The organism is Rhodobacter sp. CZR27, from assembly GCF_002407205.1.
GTDB lineage: Bacteria > Pseudomonadota > Alphaproteobacteria > Rhodobacterales > Rhodobacteraceae > Cereibacter_A.
The window spans coordinates 1,798,726-1,819,019 of record NZ_CP023548.1 but is presented as its reverse complement, the minus strand read 5'-3'; the positions used below and the strand labels follow the sequence as shown (position 1 = coordinate 1,819,019).

Annotated in this window: 22 protein-coding genes; 10 read left to right on the top strand and 12 right to left on the bottom strand. The window is 68.6% G+C overall.

Features of this window, described 5'->3' with window-relative positions; all coding sequences use genetic code 11:
• The first annotated feature begins 168 nt into the window (after positions 1-168).
• The gene (locus tag CK951_RS08810; RefSeq protein WP_096785790.1) at positions 169-1,305 is read left to right on the top strand and encodes a Ppx/GppA phosphatase family protein; all 1,137 of its coding nucleotides are present in this window, start codon (positions 169-171) and stop codon (positions 1,303-1,305) included.
• Positions 1,302-2,057 (top strand): RlmE family RNA methyltransferase, encoded by a 756-nt coding sequence (locus CK951_RS08805; protein ID WP_096785789.1) that lies wholly within the window; start codon positions 1,302-1,304, stop codon positions 2,055-2,057. Before CK951_RS08810 ends, CK951_RS08805 begins: the two co-directional genes overlap by 4 nt.
• Positions 2,058-2,186: 129 nt before the next feature.
• Here the strand turns inward: CK951_RS08805 and CK951_RS08800 are convergent, their stop codons facing one another.
• On the bottom strand, positions 2,187-2,753 hold the full coding sequence (locus CK951_RS08800; protein ID WP_096785788.1) for a DUF882 domain-containing protein: 567 nt from the start codon (positions 2,751-2,753) through the stop codon (positions 2,187-2,189).
• Positions 2,754-3,040: 287 nt separating this feature from the next.
• On the opposite strand from CK951_RS08800, the gene CK951_RS08795 reads away from it, so the two are divergent.
• From CK951_RS08795 to CK951_RS08780, 4 genes are read left to right on the top strand one after another with little or no spacing between them, the layout of a single operon-like run.
• Positions 3,041-4,681, top strand: coding sequence for a L,D-transpeptidase family protein (locus tag CK951_RS08795; protein ID WP_198402334.1), 1,641 nt, complete (start codon positions 3,041-3,043; stop codon positions 4,679-4,681).
• A 49-nt stretch (positions 4,682-4,730) separates the two neighbouring features.
• Complete coding sequence (gene lpxD, locus CK951_RS08790; protein WP_096785786.1) at positions 4,731-5,822, top strand: UDP-3-O-(3-hydroxymyristoyl)glucosamine N-acyltransferase; 1,092 nt, start codon at positions 4,731-4,733, stop codon at positions 5,820-5,822.
• A 33-nt stretch (positions 5,823-5,855) separates the two neighbouring features.
• Positions 5,856-6,122, top strand: coding sequence for an acyl carrier protein (locus CK951_RS08785; protein WP_096785785.1), 267 nt, complete (start codon positions 5,856-5,858; stop codon positions 6,120-6,122).
• Between the two features lie 10 nt (positions 6,123-6,132).
• The gene (locus CK951_RS08780) at positions 6,133-7,341 is read left to right on the top strand and encodes a beta-ketoacyl synthase (protein ID WP_096785784.1); all 1,209 of its coding nucleotides are present in this window, start codon (positions 6,133-6,135) and stop codon (positions 7,339-7,341) included.
• A gap of 117 nt (positions 7,342-7,458) precedes the next feature.
• Here the strand turns inward: CK951_RS08780 and CK951_RS08775 are convergent, their stop codons facing one another.
• A complete protein-coding gene (locus CK951_RS08775; RefSeq protein ID WP_096785783.1) occupies positions 7,459-8,121 on the bottom strand; it encodes an invasion associated locus B family protein in 663 nt (220 codons plus the stop codon).
• Positions 8,122-8,576: 455 nt separating this feature from the next.
• Here CK951_RS08775 and CK951_RS08770 point away from each other — a divergent pair, with 455 nt between their 5' ends.
• Positions 8,577-10,097 (top strand): helicase HerA-like domain-containing protein, encoded by a 1,521-nt coding sequence (locus tag CK951_RS08770; RefSeq protein WP_096785782.1) that lies wholly within the window; start codon positions 8,577-8,579, stop codon positions 10,095-10,097.
• Between the two features lie 198 nt (positions 10,098-10,295).
• Here CK951_RS08770 and CK951_RS08765 read toward each other — a convergent pair whose 3' ends face one another.
• Positions 10,296-11,762 carry a catalase gene (locus tag CK951_RS08765; RefSeq protein ID WP_096785781.1) on the bottom strand — a complete coding sequence of 489 codons (1,467 nt, stop codon included), beginning with the start codon at positions 11,760-11,762 and terminating at the stop codon, positions 10,296-10,298.
• 113 nt (positions 11,763-11,875) lie between these two features.
• On the opposite strand from CK951_RS08765, the gene CK951_RS08760 reads away from it, so the two are divergent.
• Positions 11,876-12,802 (top strand): hydrogen peroxide-inducible genes activator, encoded by a 927-nt coding sequence (locus CK951_RS08760; RefSeq protein ID WP_096785780.1) that lies wholly within the window; start codon positions 11,876-11,878, stop codon positions 12,800-12,802.
• Here CK951_RS08760 and CK951_RS08755 read toward each other — a convergent pair whose 3' ends face one another.
• Both CK951_RS08755 and CK951_RS08750 read right to left on the bottom strand, forming a co-directional pair.
• Complete coding sequence (locus CK951_RS08755) at positions 12,803-13,351, bottom strand: peroxiredoxin (RefSeq protein WP_096785779.1); 549 nt, start codon at positions 13,349-13,351, stop codon at positions 12,803-12,805.
• A gap of 166 nt (positions 13,352-13,517) precedes the next feature.
• Entirely contained in the window at positions 13,518-14,249 is a 732-nt protein-coding gene (locus tag CK951_RS08750) for an MIP family channel protein (protein WP_096785778.1), read from the bottom strand.
• 136 nt (positions 14,250-14,385) lie between these two features.
• Between CK951_RS08750 and lipA the strand changes: the two genes are divergently transcribed.
• The gene (gene lipA / locus CK951_RS08745; protein WP_096785777.1) at positions 14,386-15,348 is read left to right on the top strand and encodes a lipoyl synthase; all 963 of its coding nucleotides are present in this window, start codon (positions 14,386-14,388) and stop codon (positions 15,346-15,348) included.
• An 18-nt stretch (positions 15,349-15,366) separates the two neighbouring features.
• Here the strand turns inward: lipA and CK951_RS08740 are convergent, their stop codons facing one another.
• The 4 genes from CK951_RS08740 to hpt form a co-directional block, all read right to left on the bottom strand.
• The gene (locus CK951_RS08740) at positions 15,367-16,254 is read right to left on the bottom strand and encodes a cytochrome c (RefSeq protein WP_096785776.1); all 888 of its coding nucleotides are present in this window, start codon (positions 16,252-16,254) and stop codon (positions 15,367-15,369) included.
• Positions 16,255-16,263: 9 nt separating this feature from the next.
• Positions 16,264-16,725, bottom strand: a complete 462-nt coding sequence (locus CK951_RS08735; RefSeq protein ID WP_096785775.1) for a cytochrome c — start codon at positions 16,723-16,725, stop codon at positions 16,264-16,266.
• 117 nt (positions 16,726-16,842) lie between these two features.
• Positions 16,843-17,022 carry a hypothetical protein gene (locus CK951_RS08730; RefSeq protein ID WP_096785774.1) on the bottom strand — a complete coding sequence of 60 codons (180 nt, stop codon included), beginning with the start codon at positions 17,020-17,022 and terminating at the stop codon, positions 16,843-16,845.
• Positions 17,019-17,564, bottom strand: a complete 546-nt coding sequence (gene hpt / locus CK951_RS08725) for a hypoxanthine phosphoribosyltransferase (RefSeq protein ID WP_096785773.1) — start codon at positions 17,562-17,564, stop codon at positions 17,019-17,021. The genes CK951_RS08730 and hpt overlap by 4 nt, the downstream gene beginning before the upstream one ends.
• Positions 17,565-17,655: 91 nt before the next feature.
• Here hpt and CK951_RS08720 point away from each other — a divergent pair, with 91 nt between their 5' ends.
• Complete coding sequence (locus CK951_RS08720; protein WP_096785772.1) at positions 17,656-18,108, top strand: type II toxin-antitoxin system RatA family toxin; 453 nt, start codon at positions 17,656-17,658, stop codon at positions 18,106-18,108.
• On the opposite strand, the gene CK951_RS08715 is transcribed toward CK951_RS08720, so the two are convergent.
• From CK951_RS08715 to CK951_RS08705, 3 genes are read right to left on the bottom strand one after another with little or no spacing between them, the layout of a single operon-like run.
• Positions 18,105-18,575, bottom strand: coding sequence for a CinA family protein (locus CK951_RS08715; protein ID WP_198402333.1), 471 nt, complete (start codon positions 18,573-18,575; stop codon positions 18,105-18,107). The two genes, CK951_RS08720 and CK951_RS08715, sit on opposite strands and share 4 nt — an antisense overlap.
• A complete protein-coding gene (locus CK951_RS08710; protein WP_096785771.1) occupies positions 18,572-19,069 on the bottom strand; it encodes a phosphatidylglycerophosphatase A in 498 nt (165 codons plus the stop codon). The genes CK951_RS08715 and CK951_RS08710 overlap by 4 nt, the downstream gene beginning before the upstream one ends.
• A complete protein-coding gene (locus CK951_RS08705; protein ID WP_096785770.1) occupies positions 19,066-20,205 on the bottom strand; it encodes a bifunctional 2-C-methyl-D-erythritol 4-phosphate cytidylyltransferase/2-C-methyl-D-erythritol 2,4-cyclodiphosphate synthase in 1,140 nt (379 codons plus the stop codon). The genes CK951_RS08710 and CK951_RS08705 overlap by 4 nt, the downstream gene beginning before the upstream one ends.
• Between the last annotated feature and the right edge of the window lie 89 nt (positions 20,206-20,294).

The window sequence follows — 20,294 nt, the reverse complement described above, 5'->3', positions numbered from 1 at the left end:
CTTCGACCGTTCCTCAATAGCCGCAATCCATGGCCCGGGGGAGGCGGGGGAAGCTGAATTTTCCTCATGCAGATCATGAGCCGGAGGCGCGGCAGACTGCGACGATCCGACCTTGCGGCGGGGGCTTGCCGCGCATACTCTTGTGGCAACCATGAATGGAGGGCGACGATGACGCCCGAGCGTCCCAGGGGTGCGGACGCGATCCCGGTGCGCAACGATGTCGCCATCAGCCCGCCGGTGGAACCATCCGTCACCCCACCAACAGACCGGGGGCAGCTCTATGCAGCGCTGGACCTCGGAACGAACAGTTGCCGCATGCTGATTGCCCAGCCGAGGGGCAGTCAGTTTCAGGTCGTGGATTCGTTTTCCAAGACCGTGCAGCTTGGCGTCGGGCTGGAGGCTTCCGGCCGGCTTTCGCGCACCTCCATGGGGCGCACGATCCAGGCGCTGCGGATCTGCCAGAAGAAGATCGAGAAGCACCAGGTCCGCCGGATGCGGCTGGTGGCGACCGAGGCCTGCCGCCGCGCCCGCAACGCCCGCGACTTCATACGCCAGATCCGGCGCGAGACCGGGCTGTCGCTGGAAATCATCGCGCCCGAGGAGGAGGCCCGGCTGGCCGTGATCTCCTGCGCGCCGCTGGTCTCGCGGCGGACCGAGCAGCTTCTGGTTGTGGACATCGGCGGCGGTTCGACCGAACTGGTGTGGATCGACCTTTCCGCCGTGCCGCAGGACGACCGGCCGAAGGCGATCATGCGCCTTCATTCCGGCTTCACGCCCAAGGGCATCGGGCCGGAGGCGCGGGTGGTGGACTGGATCTCGGTCCCGCTGGGCGTGGCCACGCTCAAGGATCAGTTCGTCGATGTCGATGACGACGCCGCGCGCTTCGCCCTGATGAGCTGGTATTTCGAGGAGAACCTTGCCAGCTTCTCGCCCTACAACGCCGAGAACCCGCGCGAGGGGTTCCAGATCATCGGCACCTCGGGCACGATCACCACGGTCGCGGCCTCCTTCCTCGGCCTGCGCCGCTATGACCGCACCAAGGTCGACGGGCTGCACATGACCTCGGACCAGATCGACACGGTGATCCGGGATTACCTGGCCCTCGGGCCGGAAGGCCGGCGCACCGACCCTCGCATCGGGCGCGAGCGGCACAGCCTGATCATGTCGGGCGCGGCGATCCTGCAGGCCCTGATGCGGATCTGGCCGACCGACCGGCTGTCGGTGGCCGACCGCGGCCTGCGCGAGGGGCTTCTCTATGCACAGATGAGCGCCGATGGCGTTCTCGAGGACGGACCATACAGATGACGACAAAGAACACCTCGGGTCGCGGCCAGCGCGAGCTTCGCGTGCGCGTGAAGACGGCGAAGGGGCGGAAGCTTTCCTCGACGCTCTGGCTCGAGCGGCAGCTGAACGATCCGTACGTGGTCCGCGCGAAGAAGGAGGGCTTCCGGGGCAGGGCGGCCTACAAGATCATCGAGCTTGACGACAAGTTCGGCTTTCTCAAGCCCGGCGCCCGGGTGGTCGACCTTGGCTGCGCGCCCGGCGGCTGGTGTCAGGTCGCGGTCGAGCGGGTGAACGCGCTCGGCCAGAAGAAGAACAAGCCGCAGGGCACCGTTCTGGGCGTTGACCTGCAGGAGGTCGAGCCGATTGCCGGGGCCGAGATCCACCAGCTGGATTTCCTCTCGGACGATGCCGACGCCAAGGTCAAGGGCTGGCTCGGCGGCGGGGCCGACGTGGTGATGAGCGACATGGCCGCGGCGGCCTCGGGCCACAAGGGCACCGACCATCTGCGCATCATCGCGCTCTGCGAGGCGGCGGCGAACTTCGCCTTCGATGTGCTGGCCGAGGGTGGCACCTTCGTGGCGAAGGTGCTGGCCGGCGGGGCGGAGAACGAGCTTCAGGCGCTTCTGAAGCGCAACTTCACCAGGGTGGCCAATGTGAAGCCCCCGGCAAGCCGCGCGGACAGCTCGGAGAAGTTCGTCGTGGCGATGGGCTACCGCGGGGCCCGACACGCGCCCCCGGATGGCCAGCCCGAGGCCGAAGGGCACCCGGACTGAGGGCCGGCGTCAGGGCCGCTGCCTGCAGCGGGACAGGTCGCCGTGCCCGGAAACGGGCCGGGGCATCTGGCGGAAACGAAGAGGGCGCCAAGGGCGCCCGGCTTCCGACGACGTTGCGATCCTGCGGGCTCAGCGGCCCCAGTGCCGCACCGGGCCGCAATCCATGTGGACGAAGTCGGAGCGCGAGTAGCGGCCGACGCCGCCCGAGGCGCAGGCTTCCGCCGCCTTCGCCATCTGGCCCACCGAGCGCGACTTCAGCCGCAGGTCGGCCGCCTGGCCCTTCAGATGCAGCGAGTTGCGCGCGACCCCGCTCGACCGCGAGCGCAGCATGGCGTTCGTCTTCGGGCAGCGGTAGCCGGAGAGCAGCATGTAGGGCTCGCTCACATCCATCAGACGGTGCGCGGCCGCCATGATGTCCACGGTGCGCGCGTCCATGCGGGTGACGTCGTTAGTCCGCCAGTCGCGCATGAAGTGATTGATTTCCTTTAGCGCCTCGGGGATGTATTCCCCTTCGATCCAGTAGATCGTGTCCATCGACTCGCCGGTGCGGCCGGAATACATCCGGATCCTCCGCACATCCCCCGCCCCGCGCAGCAAGCCGAAGGCGTTGGAGTAGGTGGGAGCCGCAATCACGGCGGTTGCAGCAAACGCGCCAAGCAAGCCGCGCCGCGTGATGAGCGTGTTCGTCGTTGTCATGATGAGCGCCTGTCCCGTCGCCGTGTCTTCGACCGCCTGTCTCGGCGGCTTCGTTTGCTACTCGTCCCCAAGTGCTATCTCCTATGCCATAAGGATGTGTGCAACTGAAGTGCCGCTTTGGACGCACCGGCCCAGATAATGCCCCATAGGCAAAAATTTGCTGAACGCGGCCCGGCCGATCGGCGGGGATCGGAAAGTTGGCGGCCGTGACAGAAAAGCGACAATGGGGCGCGGCCGCGCGGCGGGTGAATTTACAGCGGCCCGCAAATGACCGAACTTGGTAGGAAATGCACCGACCGTCCCCCTTCGAGGTGTCCATGTCAGCCCTGTCCTGCCGCAAGACGACGCTTCGGCTCGCTCTCTGCCTGTCGATGTCCGTCCTTGCCGGAACCCTGGCGATTCCTTCTTCGGCCGGGGCGCAGGTGACGGCCTTCACCCGCTCGGTGGCCGAGGCCGCGGGCGGGAACGACATGATCTCCGCCTACTACCGCGAGCGGGGCTACCGGACACTCTGGACCGGGCCCGAGGATGGCGAGCGGCGCGCGGCCCTGTTCTCCGCCATCGACGCCGCCGCGGCGCACGGACTGCCGGTGCAGCGCTACGATGCCGCGGCGCTGATGGCACGCTTCCGGGCGGCCCGGACCGAGTCGGACCGCGGCCGGCTCGAGGTTGCCATGACCCGGGCGCTGATCGCCTGGGCGCATGACCTGCACAGCGGGGCGCTCAAGCCCTCCGCGGTCGATCCCGGCATCAAGCGCGATGTGGCGCTGCTCGATCCGCGCAGCGTCCTGACGGCCTTCGAGGCCGATCCCGTGCGCTTCCTGAACGGCCTTGCGCCGCGCGATCCGGAATATGCCCGGCTGATGCGGGCGAAGCTGATGCTCGAGGCGCAGATCGCCCGGGGCGGTTGGGGTGCGCAGGTGCCTGCTGCGGCGCTGAAGCCCGGTGCCTCGGGGGCTGCGTTCCTTGCGTTGCGCGACCGCCTGGCGGCGATGGGCTACCTCGGCCGCAGCATGACGCCGGTCTATGACGAGACGGTCAAGGCCGCGCTGCGCGCCTTCCAGCTTGACCACGGCCTCGCCCCCGACGGGGTGGCGGGCGAAAGCACCATCGTCGCGCTGAACGTGGAACCCGAGGAGCGGTTGCGCTCGGTCCTCGTCGCGATGGAGCGCGAGCGCTGGCTGAACATCGACCGGGGCGAACGGCACATCTGGGTGAACCTCACCGAATTCACCGCCCGCGTCGTCGAGGCCGGCAAGGTCACGTTCGAGACGCGCTCGGTGATCGGCAAGAACGCCGCCGACCAGCGCAGCCCCGAATTCTCGGACCAGATGGAATACATGGTGATCAACCCGTCGTGGAACGTGCCGCGCTCGATCACCACCAAGGAATACCTGCCGCTTCTGCAGCGCAACCCGAACGCCGCGGGCCATCTGAAGCTGATCGATAGCCGGGGGCGGGTGGTCAACCGCGGCTCGGTCAACTTCAACGCCTACAACGCGCGCAACTTCCCGTTCTCGATGCGCCAGCCGCCCTCGGACGGCAATGCGCTGGGGCTGGTGAAGTTCATGTTCCCGAACCCCTGGAACATCTACCTGCACGACACGCCGTCGAAGTCGCTGTTCGACCGCGAGGTCCGGGCCTTTTCGCACGGCTGCATCCGGCTGGGACAGCCGTTCGATTTCGCGCATGCGCTGCTGGCCAAGCAAAGCGACGACCCCGAAGGGCTGGTCCAGTCGCATCTGAAGACCGGGAAGGAGAGCGTGATCCGGCTGGAAAAACCGGTGCCGGTCCATCTGGTCTATTTCACCGCCTGGGCCGGCCCCACGGGGCGGATGAACTATCGCCCCGACATCTACGGCCGCGATGCCCTGATCTTCGACGCGCTGACCGAGGCCGGGGTGGTGCCGGGCGCCGTTCAGGGCTAGATCTGGAGCGGGCGGCAGGAAGCCGCCGCAGCCTCCGGAGCAGCCACCCATGGGCCATACCATTCGCGACATCGCCTCGGCACTCGGCGCCGAGGCCAGCGGGAACCTTGATCTCGTCGTGACCCATGCCGCCGAGCCTGCGGGGGCTGGGGCGGGCGCGCTGGCCCTTGCGATGGACCCGCGCTATGCCGAGGGCCTGTCGAAGGGCGCGGCGCGGGCGGCGATGCTGTGGCAGGGCGCGGACTGGCAGGCGATGGGGCTGGAGGCCGCGATCTTCGCCCCCCGAGGGCGGCTGGCCATGGCCGGCCTGTCGCGGATCTTCGACCCGGGCCCGCAGATCGTCCCGGGCATCCATCCGATGGCCATCGTGGACCCGACGGCCGAGGTCGGCGAGGACGCGGCCATCGGCCCCTTCGTCACGGTCGGCGCGGGTGTGCGCATCGGCCCGCGGGCGCGGATCGCGAGCCACGTGTCGGTCGCCGAAGGCGCGCGCATCGGCGCCGATGCGCTGATCCTGCAGGGCGCGCGCATCGGGGCGCGGGTGACGATCGGCGACCGCTTCATCTGCCATCCCGGCGCGGTGATCGGGGCGGACGGCTTCTCGTTCGTGACCCCCGAGAAATCGGGCGTCGAGGAGATCCGCGAAACGCTGGGCGAACGCGCCGAGATCCGCCAGCAGTCGTGGGTCCGCATCCACTCGCTGGGCTCAGTGAGCATCGCCGACGATGTCGAGATCGGCGCGAACTCGACCATCGACCGGGGCACGATCCGCGATACGTCGATCGGGGCCGGCACCAAGCTCGACAACCTCGTCCATGTCGGCCACAACGTGCAGGTCGGGCGCGACTGCCTGCTGTGCGGGCAGGTGGGCATCGCGGGCTCGTCCCGGATCGGGGATCGCGTGGTGCTGGGCGGGCAGGTCGGCGTGTCGGACAACATCTTCGTCGGTGACGACGTGGTGGCGGGCGGCGCCACCAAGATCCGCACCAACGCACCGGCGGGCCGCGTCCTGCTGGGCGATCCGGCCGTGAAGATGGAGACCCAGATCGAGATCCAGAAGGCCATGCGCAGATTGCCGCGCCTTGCGGCCACCGTGGCCGCCCTTCAGAAAGCTGTTTCATTGAAGGGGCAGAGTGACTAAATCACCGCCACGAGACGGTGCAAGGGGAAGACCATGGCCGAGAGCGTTCAGGAAAAAGTCATCGCGATCATAGCCGAGCAGGCGGTGCTGGAGCCGTCCGACGTGAAGATGGATGCCACGCTCGAGGATCTCGGCATCGACAGCCTCGGGCTGGTGGAGTCGATCTTCGCCATCGAGGAGGCCTTCGACATCTCGGTCCCGTTCAACGCGAACGATCCGCAGCAGAGCGGCTTCGACATCTCGTCGGTCGCGGCCATCGTGGCGGCGGTCGAGTGTCTGGTCGCCTCGCGGGCCGCCTGAGCAGATCTGCATGAAACGCGTGGTCATCACGGGCGCCGGCACGATCAACGCGCTGGCGCACGACGTTCCCGGCACGCTCGCGGCCTTCCGCGAAGGGCGGTGCGGCATCACCGAACTCGACATCCGCGACAAGGAGCGGCTGTCCATCGGGATCGGCGGGCAGGTGCACAACTGGGACCCCGAGGTCCATTTCAACCGCCAGCAGATCGTCCTTTACGACAAGTTCACCCAGTTCACGCTGCTGGCCGCGCGTCAGGCGGTGGCGCAGTCGGGGCTGACCTTCTCGGGCTCGCTCGGGCTCGAGGCGGGGGTGATCCTCGGCACCGCGGGCGGCGGGGTGAACACCTGGGACGAGAATTACCGCGCCGTCTACGAGGAGGGGAAGAACCGCGTCCATCCCTTCGTGGTGCCCAAGCTGATGAACAACGCGGCCGCCTCGCATGTGTCGATGGAGTTCCAGTTGCGCGGGCCTTCCTTCACCGTCGCGACCGCCTGCGCCAGTTCCAACCACGCGATGGGGCAGGCCTTCCACATGGTGCGGGCCGGCATGACGCGGGCGATGGTGACCGGCGGCTCCGAGGCGATGCTCTGCTTCGGCGGCATCAAGGCATGGGAAGGGCTGCGCGTGATGTCCAAGGACGCCTGCCGGCCCTTCTCGCTCAACCGCAACGGCATGGTTCAGGGCGAGGGGGCGGCGATCTTCGTCTTCGAGGAATACGAGCATGCCCGTGCCCGCGGCGCCGAGATCCTTGCCGAGGTGATCGGCTTCGCCATGACCTCGGACGCCTCGGACATCGTCATGCCGTCGAAGCACGGCGCGGCGCGCGCCATTGCCGGGGCGCTGCAGGATGCGAAGGTGAACCCCGAGGAAGTGGGCTACATCAACGCCCATGGCACCGGAACGGCGGCGAACGACAAGACCGAATGCGCCGCCGTGGCGGATGTGTTCGGCCATCATGCCGACCGGCTGATGATCTCCTCGACCAAGTCGATGCACGGCCATCTGATCGGCGGCACGGGTGCGGTGGAACTGCTCGCCTGCATCATGGCGCTGCGCGAGGGCGTGATCGCGCCGACCATCGGCTATGAGGAGCCCGATCCGGAATGCGCGCTCGACGTGGTGCCGAACGTGGCGCGGCAGGCGCGGGTGGATGTCGTGCTGTCGAACGCCTTCGCCTTCGGCGGCCTGAACGCGGTGCTTGCGCTGCGCCGGATCTGACATCAAGGCACTAGGTCGGCATGGGATCAGGGCTGTGGCCGATCGCGGCCTTGCGTTGCACCTGACATGAAGACGCCGCCCCGTCTCGGGGCGGCGTGACCGGCGCTGTGCAGGTGATCAGTTCCCGGCGGGAGCTTCGTTCTTCGCATTCGCGGCCTTCACGGCCTCGTATCCGGCGGTGAAGCCCTTGAGCGACACGTTCAGCTCCACCTTCTGGTCGGGCGCGACGGCCGGAACGATGGTCACCACCGCCTTGTTGCCCTTCTTGAAGGCATCGATCTCGGCCTGGGTGAAGCCGACGCGGGCGAAGCAGCCGGCGCGGTTGCACCAGGTGAACGGGTAGACCTTCGGCTTGGCCGAATCCACGCCCAGCGCCAGATTGGCGGTCAGCAGCGTCTCGAGCGGGGCAACCACCGTCGCGCCGGCCGCGGCCTTCTGGCCTTCGGGCAGGGCGAACATGCTGATTTCCGCGACCGAATTGCCTTCGCCGTCCTTCAGCAGCTGGTAGAGCTGGCAGGGGTCCGAGCCGTCCTCGGTGCGGACGCAGCGCTGCTGCCAGTCGCCATAGGTTGCGGCAACATAGGGCGTGCCGGGCCCGTCGGCGGGGGCCGCTTCCTTGCCCATCGCGAGGCCGTCCGGGGCCGCGGCGCCTTCGGCGGGCGCCTGCGCGGCGGGGGTCTCGGCTGCAGGGGCCGCGGGCGTCTCCTGCGCCCAGGCGGCCGAGCCGAGCCCGAGCCCGAGGGCCATGGCGCAGAGGGTGTTCAGATGAATGCTCGACATGCGCGATCCTGTCCTCACATGATGTCGGCCGGGCTGTAGCATGCCCACCCGGCGGTGTCAGGTGCCAAATGCGCGAACGGCCGGACACGGCGGAGGTCTGCACGGCCCCAAGCGACCGGGGCACCACAGGTCATCGGATCCGGCCCGGCTGCCCCGAATGCGAAAAGGGCCGGCGATCCGGCCCTTCCCTGCGTCTGTTTTGCTCCCTGTCGGACTGGCCGACTTCATCTGAAGGGGACGCTAAGGGCTAAATCGGAATGCGTCAACTGCGAATCGGACCGCCGGACCCTGCCGAAAAGGCAAGAAAAACCGCGCCTTCGAGAAGGCGCGGCCAGTCCAGTTCAGGGAGGAAGGTACGCAGGGCGTGGGATTGTCGCCCCGGTAACAAGCAGACTCGCAGCAATAGTTTAAGGATGTATTGTCTCGGCGAACGAAACTTTCGCAGGGCGCGGGACATGACCGAGGACATCTTTGTGGGCGGCGGCGGCGAGGGCCATCTGGCGCCGCAAAGGCTGCTTCTGCGCTATGCCAACCGCCACGGCCTTGTGGCCGGCGCGACCGGCACCGGCAAGACCGTCACCCTGCAGGTCCTGGCCGAGGGGCTGTCCTCGGCGGGCGTCCCGGTGTTCCTTACCGATGTGAAGGGCGATCTGGCGGGCCTTGCCTTGCCGGGGTCCGAAGCGGCCGGCCCGCACCGCGCCTTTGTCGAGCGTGCGGCGAAGATCGGGATGGATCTGGTCTACCGGGGGTTTCCGGTCACCTTCTGGGACATCTACGGCCAGGCCGGCCATCCGGTGCGCACCACGGTGGCCGAGATGGGGCCGCTGCTCCTGTCGCGGCTCCTCGACCTCTCGGAGGCGCAGGAGGGCGTGCTGACCGTGGCCTTCCGCCTTGCCGACGAGGAGGGCCTGCCGCTCGTCGATCTCAGGGACCTGCAGGCGATGCTGGCCTTCGTGGCCGGGAATGCGTCAACGGTCTCGGCGCGCTACGGCCTTGTCACGCCGGCTTCGGTCGGCGCGATCCAGCGCCGCCTGCTGGTGCTCGAATCCGAGGGCGGCGCGCTACTCTTCGGAGAGCCGGCACTCGAGCTTGCCGACCTCATGCAGGTGGCGCCGGACGGGATGGGACGGATCGGCATCCTAGCCGCCGACCGGCTGATGCAGTCGCCGCGGCTTTACGCGACCTTCCTGCTCTGGCTGATGTCGGAGCTGTTCGAGGAACTGCCCGAAGTGGGCGACGCCGAGAAGCCGAAGCTCGTGCTGTTCTTCGACGAGGCGCATCTGCTGTTCGACGACGCGCCCAAGGCGCTGCTGGACAAGATCGAGCAGGTCGCACGGCTGATCCGTTCCAAGGGCGTGGGGATCTTCTTCATCACCCAGCGCCCCGGCGACGTGCCCGGCGACATCCTTGCCCAGCTGGGCAATCGCGTGCAGCATGCGCTGCGCGCCTTCACCGCGAAGGACCAGAAGGACCTGCGGCAGGCGGCCGAGACCTACCGGCCGAACCCGCGCTTCGCGACCGACGAGGCGATCCGCGACGTGGGCACCGGCGAGGCGGTGACCTCGTTCCTCGAACCGAAGGGCGTGCCCGGCATGGTCGAGCGCACGCTGATCCGCCCGCCCGCGTCGCAGCTTGGCCCGATCTCTCCCGAGGAACGTGCAGAGGTGATGCGCGGCTCGCCGGTCGCCGGCAAGTATGACCGGCTGCTCGACCGCGACACGGCCTTCGAGCGGCTGGCCGCACGGACGGCGGCGGCCACAGGCGCCACCGAGGCCGCCCCAGCGCCCGACGACGAGCGGGAATTCTCGCGCGGCCAGCGCTACGGCGGGCCGTCCTCGCGCCAGACGGGATCGTCGGGGCGGCGCAGCGACAGCGTGGCCGAAGCCTTCGCCAAGAGCTTCGCGCGCCAGATCGGAAGCCGCGCCGGGCGGGAGATCGTCCGCGGCGTGCTGGGCACGCTGTTCCGCCGCCGCTGATGCGGAAGTCCGCGAAGGCGGGGCCGGTCCCCCACTCGGGAGCGGGCGACTGCCGCCGCCTCGCTGGCCGGATGAGGGGGACAGGCAGCGCCGAGCCGCCTCTCCGGGCGAGAGCCCCTTCCTACGCGGTCGGGGCGGGATCGAAGACCCGGCGGTCGTGAGGCAGGGCGCGCCCAGCCGGACGCGCGCCCCTTTCGGTCACTCGGCGGCCTGTTTCGCCCCGAGAAGTGCCGCGCGGGCGGCGCGGATGCCATCGCCATAGGCCGGGCTGACAAGATCGAACTGGCCGATGGCGCGGGCCACGACGTCCTCGGGCACGCCCGCCATCGCCTCGGCGATGTTCATGTAGAGCCGGGCGCGCTGCTCGTCGTTCATCACCCGGTCATGCAGGGCGCGCGGCTGGCTGTAGTCGTCGTTGCCCTCGCGGTGGTTCCACCGCGCCGCATCGCCCGAGATCCGCAGCGGCGGCTCGGCCACCGTCGGGTCCTCGACAGCCGCGCCCGGAACGGAGTTCGGCTCGTAATAGGCATCGACCGCCCCGGTGCGGTGGCCGAAGAAGTTCATCTGGCCGTCCTTGTGGTAGTGGTGCACCGGGCAGCGCGCCGCGTTCACGGGAAGCGCCTCGTAATGCGTGCCCAGCCGGTAGCGGTGCGCGTCGGCATAGGAGAAGACGCGGGCCTGCAGCATCTTGTCGGGGCTGTAGCCGATGCCGGGCACCTTGTTCGAAGGCGAGAAGGCCAGCTGCTCGATCTGGGCGAAGTAGTTGTCCGCGTTCAGGTTCAGCTCCATCACGCCGACCTCGATCAGCGGATAGTCGCCATGCGGCCAGACCTTCGTCAGGTCGAAGGGGTTGTAGGGCGTGGTCTCGGCCTCGGCCTCGGGCATGATCTGCACCATGAGGCGCCAGCGCGGGAAGCGGCCTTCCTCGATGGCGCCGAACAGCGCCTCCTGATAGCCCTCGCGGGTGCGGCCCACGATCTGCGCGGCTTCGGCATTGGTGTAATGCGCGTGGCCCTGCAGGGTCTTCCAGTGGAACTTGACCCAGAACCGCTCGCCGTCCCGGTTCCAGAAGGAATAGGTGTGCGAGCCGTAGCCGTTCATGTGCATCGGATCCACTGGCAGGCCGCGGTCCGACATCAGGATGGTGACCTGATGCAGCGATTCCGGGCTGAGCGACCAGAAGTCCCACATCGCCGTGGCCGAGCGCAGGTTGGTGCGCGGGTGGCGCTTCTGCGTGTGGATGAAGTCGGGGAACTTCATCGGGTCGCGGACGAAGAAGACCGGCGTGTTGTTCCCGGCGAGGTCCCAGTTGCCCTCCTCGGTGTACATCTTGACCGAGAAGCCGCGCACGTCGCGCTCGTGGTCGGCGGCGCCCAGCTCGCCCGCCACGGTCGAGAACCGCACGGCGAGGTCGGTCTGCTTGCCCACTTCCGAAAAGACCTTGGCGCAGGTGTAGCGCGTGATGTCGTTCGTCACGGTGAAGGTGCCGAAGGCTCCCCAGCCCTTGGCGTGGACCACGCGCTCGGGTATGCGCTCGCGGTTCTGGTGCGCGAGCTTTTCAAGCAGCTGGTAATCCTCCAGCAGCACCGGGCCGCGCGGGCCGGCGGTCAGCGAATTCTGGTTGTCGGCGATCGGGGCGCCGGCCGTGGTGGTCAGGCGGGTCATGATGGTCGCTCCCTCTGGGGCCCGTTCCGGGCGTTGTTGATGAAGAAGAGTCATGACAGAGGCTTGGAATAATTATAAATGAGATCTTCTATGTAATGCGATAAGGAAACCTGATGAGGCTCACGCTCCGGCAGCTGTCCTATTTCCTTGCCCTTGCGGAGGAACGACATTTCGGCCGCGCGGCCGAGCGCGTGCATGTCACGCAGCCGGCGCTGTCGATGCAGATCCGCGAGATGGAGGAGACGCTGGACGCGGCCCTGTTCGAGCGGCACCCGCGCGAGATCCGCCTGACCGCCGAGGGGCGCGAGGTCGAGCTGCGCGCCCGCCGCATCCTCGCCGAGGTGACCGAGCTGGAGGCGACCGCCCGTCAGCGCGGTCTTGCGCGGCGGGTGAACCTCGGGGTCATCCCGACGGTCGCGCCCTATCTTCTGCCCGAGGTGCTGCCGATGCTGCGCGCGCGCGACATCACCCGCGACCTGCGCGTGCGCGAGGCGACGACCGACATCCTGCTGGCGGCGCTCGACCGCGGGCAGATCGATGCCGCGGTGATCGCGGCGCCGCAGGGGGTGGCGGGGCTGAAGCTGGTGCCGCTGTTCTCCGACCGCTTCCTGCTGGCGGGGCGGGCCTCGGTGCTGGCGGGAGTGGGAACCGAGGCGCTGCGCCCCGTGAGCCTTGACCCCGACAGGCTGCTCCTGCTGGACGAGGGGCACTGCCTTGCCGATCAGGCGCTCGAGGTCTGCGGAATGGACCGCCGGCAGGCGCGGCTGGATCTGGGGGCCTCGTCGCTCACCACGCTCTGCGGGCTGGCCGGGCAGGGGCTGGGGATGACCTTCCTGCCCGAGATCGCCTGGGCCAAGGAACAGGCCGCGGTGCCGGGCCTTGCGGTGCGGCGCTTCGCGGCGCCCGAGCCCGCGCGCCAGATCGTGCTGGCGCGGCGGGCGACAAGTTCGGCCTCGGACTGGCTCGACGATCTCGCCGGGACGCTGGCGCATGCCGGCGAGACACTGACCGGGCAGGCCCGGTCGGCCGTTCCGGCCTGATCAGGCGGCGGCGCCCTGCGCGTCCGCCACCAGCCAGTTCAGCACGGTCTCGGGCGAGGAGACGCCATAGGGATCCTCCTCGTGGTTGTCGCAGAGGCCGGGCTCCTCGAACCAAGCCTCGACCACGCCGTTGTTGACCACGGCGGCATAGCGCCACGAGCGCAGCCCGAAGCCGAGGTTGTCCTTGCGCACCAGCATCCCCACACGGCGGGTGAACTCGCCCGAGCCGTCCGGGATCACCTGCACGTTCTCGAGGCCCTGGGCCTTCGCCCACTGGTTCATCACGAAGCTGTCGTTGACCGAGAGGCAGTAGATCGTGTCGATGCCCAAGGCCTGGAAGTCGGCAAAGCCCTTCTCGAAGCCCGGCAGCTGGTAGGTCGAGCAGGTCGGCGTGAAGGCGCCCGGCAGCGCGAACAGCACGACGCGCTTGCCGCCGAAGTAGTCCTCGGTCGTCATGTCCTGCCAGCGGAAGGGGTTCGGCCCGCCCAGACTCTCGTCGCGAACTCGGGTGCGGAAGGTGACGGACGGAAGCTTGGAACCGGGCAACATTGGAATGATCCTCGTTTTGCGACTGCAGGTTGCGTGGTGTTCGGGAACCGGCTAACCGCTGCGCGCGCGAGGGTCAAGCTATCCGGAAGCGGCGGGACGCTCTCCCGCCGCCGGTTGCCCATTCGCTGGGCGGTGCTGCCGCCGTCTGCGGGAGGCTGCGGCGATCTCAGACCGCCGAGGCGCGTCCCTTGGCCTCGGCCTGCACGCCCGCGGGACGGAAGAACCCCGAGGCATGGGCAAGGCCGGCCGCGGCGCCGCCGGCAAGCGGGGCCACGATGAACACCCAGAGATCCGCGATGGCCTTGCCGCCGACGAAGATCGCCGGGCCGATGGAGCGCGCCGGGTTGACCGAAACGCCGGTCACGTTGATGCCCACCAGATGGATCGCCGCCAGCGTCAGGCCGATGGCGAGCCCCGCGAGCGCGGTCGAGGCCGCCGAGACATGCGAGGCCGTGGCGGCAAGGATCACGCAGACGAAGACGAAGGTCGCGACGAGCTCGAAGATCAGCGCGGCGCCCATCGTGTATTCACCCAAATAACCCGGCCCGAAGCCGTTCTGGCCCAGCCCGTTCACCGCCAGCGAGTAGCCGGTCTTGCCGGAGGCGATCAGGAACACGACCAGCGCGCCCAGGATGGCGCCGGCGATCTGGGCCAGCACATAGCCTGCGAACTCGCCCGCCGACATCCGCCCCGACATCAGGAATCCCAGCGAGACGGCCGGGTTGAGGTGGGCGCCCGAGATGGCGCCGATCGAATAGGCGGCCGCCACGATGGCAAGGCCGAAGGCGATGGAGATCCCGAGCATTCCGATCTGCTCGCCCATCAGCACGGCCGACCCGCAGCCGAAGAAGACGAGAATGAAGGTGCCGAACACTTCGGCCATCAGCTTCTTGGTCATAACGATGTCCTCGATCCCACGGAAAAGAACTTGGTATCAGGTCTGTGATTCAAGAATGCGCCTTGCCCGGCCGATACGAAGAGCAGGCTGGCTTCGCCGGGCCCGGCGGCCTATATGAGCACGGAATGTCGCTTTCATGATCGGAAAACTTGTGCGCGACCTGAAGATTCCCGACCAGCGCCACCCCGAAAAGGCGCACCGCCCGGACAACGCCCAGCCGAAGAAGCCGTCGTGGATCCGCGTGAAGGCCCCGACCTCCGAGGGCTACAAGGAGACGCGCGACATCATCCGTGGCCAGAAGCTGGCCACCGTCTGCGAGGAGGCAGGCTGCCCCAACGTCGGCGAATGCTGGAGCGCGGGCCACGCCACCATGATGATCATGGGCGAGATCTGCACGCGGGGCTGTTCGTTCTGCAACGTGGCGACCGGGAAGCCGCAGGCGCTGGACGCGTTCGAGCCGGGGCGGGTGGCCCATGCCGTCGCGGAACTGGGTCTGCGCCATGTCGTCGTGACCAGCGTGGACCGCGACGACCTCGAGGATGGCGGGGCGGAGCATTTCGCGCAGACGATCCGCGCGATCCGCCACCGCGCCCCCGGCACGACCATCGAGGTTCTGGTGCCGGACTTCCTGAAATGCGCCCCCGCCGCACTCGAGACCGTTGTGGCGGCGAGACCGGATGTCTTCAACCACAACCTCGAGACCGTTCCGGGACTTTATCCCGAGGTGCGGCCCGGCGCGCGCTACTTCCACTCGCTCCGGCTGCTGCAGCGGGCCAAGGAACTGGACCCGACCATCTTCACCAAGTCCGGCATCATGGTCGGACTGGGCGAGGACCGGCAGGGCGTTCTGCAGGTGATGGACGACATGCGCGCGGCCGAGGTCGATTTCCTGACCATCGGCCAGTATCTCCAGCCGACGCCGAAGCACCACAAGGTCGACCGCTTCGTGACGCCCGACGAATTCGCGGGCTACGAGAAGGCCGCCTATGGCAAGGGCTTCCTGATGGTCTCGGCCACGCCGCTCACCCGGTCCTCCTATCACGCGGGCGAGGATTTCGCCCGGCTGCGCGCCGCCCGGCTGGCGAAACTCGGCGCGTGAGGCTGCTTCTGCCGCCCGTCACTCCTCGGGCGGCACGCGCTTGAGATAGGCGGCGATTGCGCGACGGTCCTCGTCCGGCAGCTGGCTCGTGTTGCGGATCACGTCCGCCATCTGCCCGCCTGCCGAGTCGTAGTCGGGAGTGAAGCCGGAACTCAGGTATTCCGCGATATCGGCTGCCGACCAGTCGAGCTTCGCCGGGGTGATGTTCGGGATCGTGCCGCGGCCCTCAGGGTTCGGGCCGCCGGCCAGCCAGCGCGCCGTCTCGCGCCGCCCGATGCCGTCGCGCGGCGTGTGGCATTCGCCGCAATGGCCCAGCCCCTCGACGAGGTAGCGGCCACGCTCCTCCTCGGGGGTCAGTTCGCCCTCGACCAGCCAGCGGGTTTCGCCGGCCAGGAGCTTCCAGCCGCCCAGAAGCAGCCGCTGGTCGAAGGGAAAGGACAGCTCGTGCGGCTCGTTCGGCCGGTCCGAGGGCGGCAGCGTGTCGAGGAACGCCTTGAGGTCCGCCACGTCCTGCGGCGTGGCGTGGGCGTATGAGGTCCAGGGAAACGAGGGGTAGTAATGCCGGCCCTCCGGCGAGGTGCCGTGCCTGAGGGCCGAATCGAGATCGGCGAGGCTCCAGCCGCCGATCCCCTGCGTGGGGTGGGGCGAGATGTTGGGAGCGACGAAGGTGCCGAAGGCTGTGCTGAGCCGTACACCCCCGGCCAGCACCAGCCGCGCCTCGTCCCGGCTTCCCGGCGCAGCGTGGCAGGAGGCGCAGCCCCCCGCCCAGAACACCCGCTCGCCGCGCGTCGCATCCCCTGCAAGGTCCGCAAGCGCCGCCGCATCGCTCCGCTCCGGCCGGGTGATCCACAGCCCTGCCGCGGCCATGGCCGCGACGGCAAGACCAAGCGCCAGCATCCGCCGCATCGCCCGGCCTCAGTCCTTCTCGCGGAAGGTCTCGTGGCAACTGCCGCAGGCGCCGCCGATGTCCTTCATCGCCCCCTGCAGCGAGGCGAGATCGGTCCCGGCGGACGCCTGCATCTTGGCCGCGGCCTCGTTCAACTGCGTGATGCGCGCCTGGAAGTCGTTCGGCTTCTCCCAGATCGCGGGCAGCGCCTCGCTGTCCTCGGCCTCGCCCAAGGCCGAGCCCTTCGGGAAGAGTTCGGGCGACACGACCGACGACAGCGCCGCGAGGTTCGCGGCGGCCTTGCCCGCCACGGCCGCGTCATAGGGCGTCTCTTCCTTGGCCATGCCGCCCAGCTTGCCCAGTTCATGGGCCATCAGCGTCATGACGCCCTCGCGCGCCTCCATCATGCGCTCGATCTGGCGGGCATCCTGGGCAAGGGCGGGAAGGGCTGCGAGGGAGAAGGTCAGGGCGAGGGCAGGCATGTGTCGCATCGCAACGGTCTCCTTGGCTGATTGCACAAGAAGGCTAGCGTGGCTGCGACCGCAAACCTACGGACCAAAGTCCACATTTCCGTGATCCCCCGGCGGGACCGGCGGAATCCGCCGATCTCAGGGCCGGCCCGCGCGACCGAACCCGTCCACCGTCAGCGCCTCGGGCCAGCCCGCCAGCCGTTCCACCGCGACCAGCGCGAGGCAGGCCGCCAGCACGGCCAGCACCAGCTTCACGCGGCCCGCCGAGGGCGGATTGCGCGCCCAGCGCATCATGCGCAGGAACCAGATCGGGTTCATGCCGATTCCAGGAACCTGACCTTGCCGATGAAGGGCAGGTTGCGGTTCCTTTGCGCGAAGTCGATGCCGTAGCCCACCACGAACTCGTCGGGGATCTCGAATCCGGTCCAGGTGGCGCGGATGTCCACCTCGCGGCGCGAGGGCTTGTCGAGCAGCGCGCAGACCTCCAGCCGCTTCGGCTCGCGCGAGCGCAGGAGGCGCACGACGTGGGACAGCGTGAAGCCGGTATCCACGATATCCTCAACCACCAGCACGTCGCGCCCCGCGATCTCGCCGCGCAGGTCCTTCAGGATGCGCACCTCGCGGCTCGATGTCATGGCATCGCCGTAGGACGAGGCTTCGAGGAAGTCGACTTCGACCGGCAGGTGGATCTCGCGCACCAGATCGGCGATGAAGACGAAGGACCCGCGCAGCAGGCCCACCACCACCAGCTTGTCGGTATCCGAGAAATGCTCGGTGATCTCGCGCGCCAGAACCTCGACTCTCGCCGCGATCTGTTTGGGCGAGATCAACTGGTCTATGACATAAGGTCTCGTCGGCATGGCGCCCCCTTGCATCCTGCCGCCCCTTTATCCAGAAACGACGCCCAAGTCACGCCCGACCGGGGCGGTTGCCCAAGGACCGAACGCCGCGATGCCGACCCACTCCGAGAGCCGCCCGCTTCCCTGGACCGCCAGGGAAATGTATGACCTCGTCGCGGACGTGGAGCGCTATCCGCAGTTCCTGCCGTGGAATTCCGCCGCCCGCATCCGCTCGAGGAAGCCCATCCAGGGGGGCGAGCTGATGGAGGCGGATCTGGTGATCTCGTTCAAGGTGTTCCGCGAACGCTTTGGCAGCCGGGTGAAGCTGTTCCCCGAGGCAAAGCGGATCGAGACCGAATATCTCGACGGCCCGTTCAAATACATGCGCTCGTCCTGGGGCTTCCGCGATCGGCCGGAGGGCGGGTGCGAGGTCGATTTCTTTGTCGATTTCGAATTCCGCAACGCAATCCTGCAGGGGATCATCGGCGTGGTGTTCAACGAGGCGATGCACCGCATCGTGAAGGCCTTCGAGAAGCGCGCGCTCGCGCTCTACGGCCCGCGCTAGGCGAGCGCCTCGGCCAGCAGCGAGAGCGCATGGGCCACGGTGGCACGCCGCACCTCGGCCCGGCCCAGCGCGCCGAACTCCACCGTCTCGGTGAAGGTCGGCAGGTCCCGCTCCGCCAGCGCGAAGCAGACCCGGCCCTCGGGCTTGGTCTCCGACCCGCCCGGCCCGGCGATGCCCGTGACCGCGATCGCAAGCTCGGCCTCCGACCGCTCCAGCGCGCCCTCGGCCATCTCGCGCGCCACCTCTTCGGACACGGCGCCGTAGTGGCCGAGCGTGGCTTCCGACACCCCCAGAAGGGCGAACTTCGCCGCGTTGGAATAGGTGACGAAGCCGCGGTCGAACACGTCCGACGAGCCCGCCACATCGGTCAGCGCGGCCGAGATCATGCCCCCGGTGCAGCTTTCCGCCGTCGCGATGCGCGCACCGGCCCGGCGCGCGCGGTCAAGGATCTCGGCCACCTCGGTCACATCAGCACCCCATGCGCAATGCCGGCGGCGACCATGGTGGCCACCCCGGCGAACAGCCCGGCGATCAGGTCGTCGGCCATCAGTCCGATCCAGTCCTCGCGCCGGTCGGCCCGGCCGATGATCCCCGGTTTCCAGATGTCGAACAAGCGGAAGAACAGGAAGGCTGCGACCCAGCCAGGGTAGGGGAAGTGCCAGCTGTCCAGCCCCATCAGCCAGAAGCCGCAGGACGGGAAGGAGAGCGCGATCCACTGGCCCGCCACCTCGTCGATGACGAATTCCGGCGGGTCGGCATGCGGGCGAAGCTTCAGCTCCTCGCGCACCGCCCAGAGGCCCAGCCCACAGGCGAGAAGCGTCGCGACCAGCAGAAGCGGGAAGTGCCCGATTCCGTGCAGCACGAGGCCTGCCGCCACCGCGGCGGCCGAGGCCCAGGTGCCCGGCGCCGGGCGCAGGAGCCCGATGCCGCCGCCCGTGCAGATCGCGCGCGAAGGCCTCATGCCTGAAGCAGGGTCGCGGTGGCGATGCAGGCGATGCCTTCCTCGCGACCGGTGAAGCCCAGCTTCTCCGACGTCGTGGCCTTGACCGAGATGCGGCCCATGTCGATGCCCATGATCGCGGCCAGCGCCTCGCGCATCGCGGGCGCCATCGGGCCGATCTTCGGCCGCTCGCAGATCAGCGTCACGTCGCAGTTGGTCAGCGTGAAGCCGCGCGTCGCGATCCGGCCCATCGCATGTTCCAGGAAGATCCGCGAGGCGGCACCCTTCCACTGCGGGTCCGACGGCGGGAAGTGCACGCCGATGTCGCCCTCGCCCAGCGCGCCATAGATCGCATCGGTCAGCGCGTGCATGCCGACATCCGCATCCGAATGCCCGATGAGGCCGCGATGATGCGGCACGCGGACGCCGCAGAGCCACACGTGATCGCCGGGGCCGAACGCATGCACGTCAAATCCATTGCCGGTGCGAATATCCATTCCAGTCTCCTTGCCCATCAACAGTCGTTCCGCCCGGGCGAAATCTCCCGGGTAGGTCACCTTCAGATTGTCCTCGTCGCCTTCGACGATCATCACCTCGATGCCGGCCGCGCGGGCGACCTCGACATCATCGGCCGCCCCGCCGGGATGCGCGCGATGCGCGGCGAGGATCGTTTCGAACCGGAAGGCCTGCGGCGTCTGCGCGCGGAAGAGGCCCGTGCGGTCCTGCGTGCCCGCCACGCGGCCGCCCTCGCCGCGCCAGAGCGCGTCCGAGACCGGAACCGCCGGCGCCGCACCCTCGTGGCTGTCGAGCGCTCCGATCAGCCGCGCGATCAGCGCCTGCGAAACGAGGGGCCGCGCCCCGTCGTGGATCAGCACCCGCGTCACGTCCGTCCCGGCCAGCGCCTCGAGCGCATTGCGGACCGAGGCGTCGCGCGTGGCACCGCCCTCGACCAGTTCCACCCCGCCCAGAGCGAGCGCGCGGTCCCGGTCGTCCGGATGGATCACCAGCACCACGCGCGAGACGCCGGGCGCCGCGCGGAACCGGTCGAGCGAATGTGCAAGCACGGGCCGCCCCGCAAGCGCCTGCCATTGCTTGGGCAGGCTGCCACCGGCACGGGTGCCGCGTCCCGCGGCGACGATGATTGCGGCTGTGGTCATGGCTCGGTCATCCTTTTGCCGGAACCTCTAGGCGATGCGGGGGATGGTGACAATCGACCCTCCTGTCGCGGGGCAGCATCGGACCGGCA

What these genes read in the sequence shown, in the direction of transcription:
- CK951_RS08810 (WP_096785790.1), top strand. Translation starts at nt 169, where the DNA reads ATGACGCCCGAGCGTCCCAGGGGTGCGGACGCGATCCCGGTGCGCAAC.
- CK951_RS08805 (WP_096785789.1), top strand. Translation starts at nt 1,302, where the DNA reads ATGACGACAAAGAACACCTCGGGTCGCGGCCAGCGCGAGCTTCGCGTG.
- CK951_RS08800 (WP_096785788.1), bottom strand. Translation starts at nt 2,753, where the DNA reads ATGACAACGACGAACACGCTCATCACGCGGCGCGGCTTGCTTGGCGCG.
- CK951_RS08795 (WP_198402334.1), top strand. Translation starts at nt 3,041, where the DNA reads ATGCACCGACCGTCCCCCTTCGAGGTGTCCATGTCAGCCCTGTCCTGC.
- lpxD (WP_096785786.1), top strand. Translation starts at nt 4,731, where the DNA reads ATGGGCCATACCATTCGCGACATCGCCTCGGCACTCGGCGCCGAGGCC.
- CK951_RS08785 (WP_096785785.1), top strand. Translation starts at nt 5,856, where the DNA reads ATGGCCGAGAGCGTTCAGGAAAAAGTCATCGCGATCATAGCCGAGCAG.
- CK951_RS08780 (WP_096785784.1), top strand. Translation starts at nt 6,133, where the DNA reads ATGAAACGCGTGGTCATCACGGGCGCCGGCACGATCAACGCGCTGGCG.
- CK951_RS08775 (WP_096785783.1), bottom strand. Translation starts at nt 8,121, where the DNA reads ATGTCGAGCATTCATCTGAACACCCTCTGCGCCATGGCCCTCGGGCTC.
- CK951_RS08770 (WP_096785782.1), top strand. Translation starts at nt 8,577, where the DNA reads ATGACCGAGGACATCTTTGTGGGCGGCGGCGGCGAGGGCCATCTGGCG.
- CK951_RS08765 (WP_096785781.1), bottom strand. Translation starts at nt 11,762, where the DNA reads ATGACCCGCCTGACCACCACGGCCGGCGCCCCGATCGCCGACAACCAG.
- CK951_RS08760 (WP_096785780.1), top strand. Translation starts at nt 11,876, where the DNA reads ATGAGGCTCACGCTCCGGCAGCTGTCCTATTTCCTTGCCCTTGCGGAG.
- CK951_RS08755 (WP_096785779.1), bottom strand. Translation starts at nt 13,351, where the DNA reads ATGTTGCCCGGTTCCAAGCTTCCGTCCGTCACCTTCCGCACCCGAGTT.
- CK951_RS08750 (WP_096785778.1), bottom strand. Translation starts at nt 14,249, where the DNA reads ATGACCAAGAAGCTGATGGCCGAAGTGTTCGGCACCTTCATTCTCGTC.
- lipA (WP_096785777.1), top strand. Translation starts at nt 14,386, where the DNA reads ATGATCGGAAAACTTGTGCGCGACCTGAAGATTCCCGACCAGCGCCAC.
- CK951_RS08740 (WP_096785776.1), bottom strand. Translation starts at nt 16,254, where the DNA reads ATGCGGCGGATGCTGGCGCTTGGTCTTGCCGTCGCGGCCATGGCCGCG.
- CK951_RS08735 (WP_096785775.1), bottom strand. Translation starts at nt 16,725, where the DNA reads ATGCGACACATGCCTGCCCTCGCCCTGACCTTCTCCCTCGCAGCCCTT.
- CK951_RS08730 (WP_096785774.1), bottom strand. Translation starts at nt 17,022, where the DNA reads ATGAACCCGATCTGGTTCCTGCGCATGATGCGCTGGGCGCGCAATCCG.
- hpt (WP_096785773.1), bottom strand. Translation starts at nt 17,564, where the DNA reads ATGCCGACGAGACCTTATGTCATAGACCAGTTGATCTCGCCCAAACAG.
- CK951_RS08720 (WP_096785772.1), top strand. Translation starts at nt 17,656, where the DNA reads ATGCCGACCCACTCCGAGAGCCGCCCGCTTCCCTGGACCGCCAGGGAA.
- CK951_RS08710 (WP_096785771.1), bottom strand. Translation starts at nt 19,069, where the DNA reads ATGAGGCCTTCGCGCGCGATCTGCACGGGCGGCGGCATCGGGCTCCTG.
- CK951_RS08705 (WP_096785770.1), bottom strand. Translation starts at nt 20,205, where the DNA reads ATGACCACAGCCGCAATCATCGTCGCCGCGGGACGCGGCACCCGTGCC.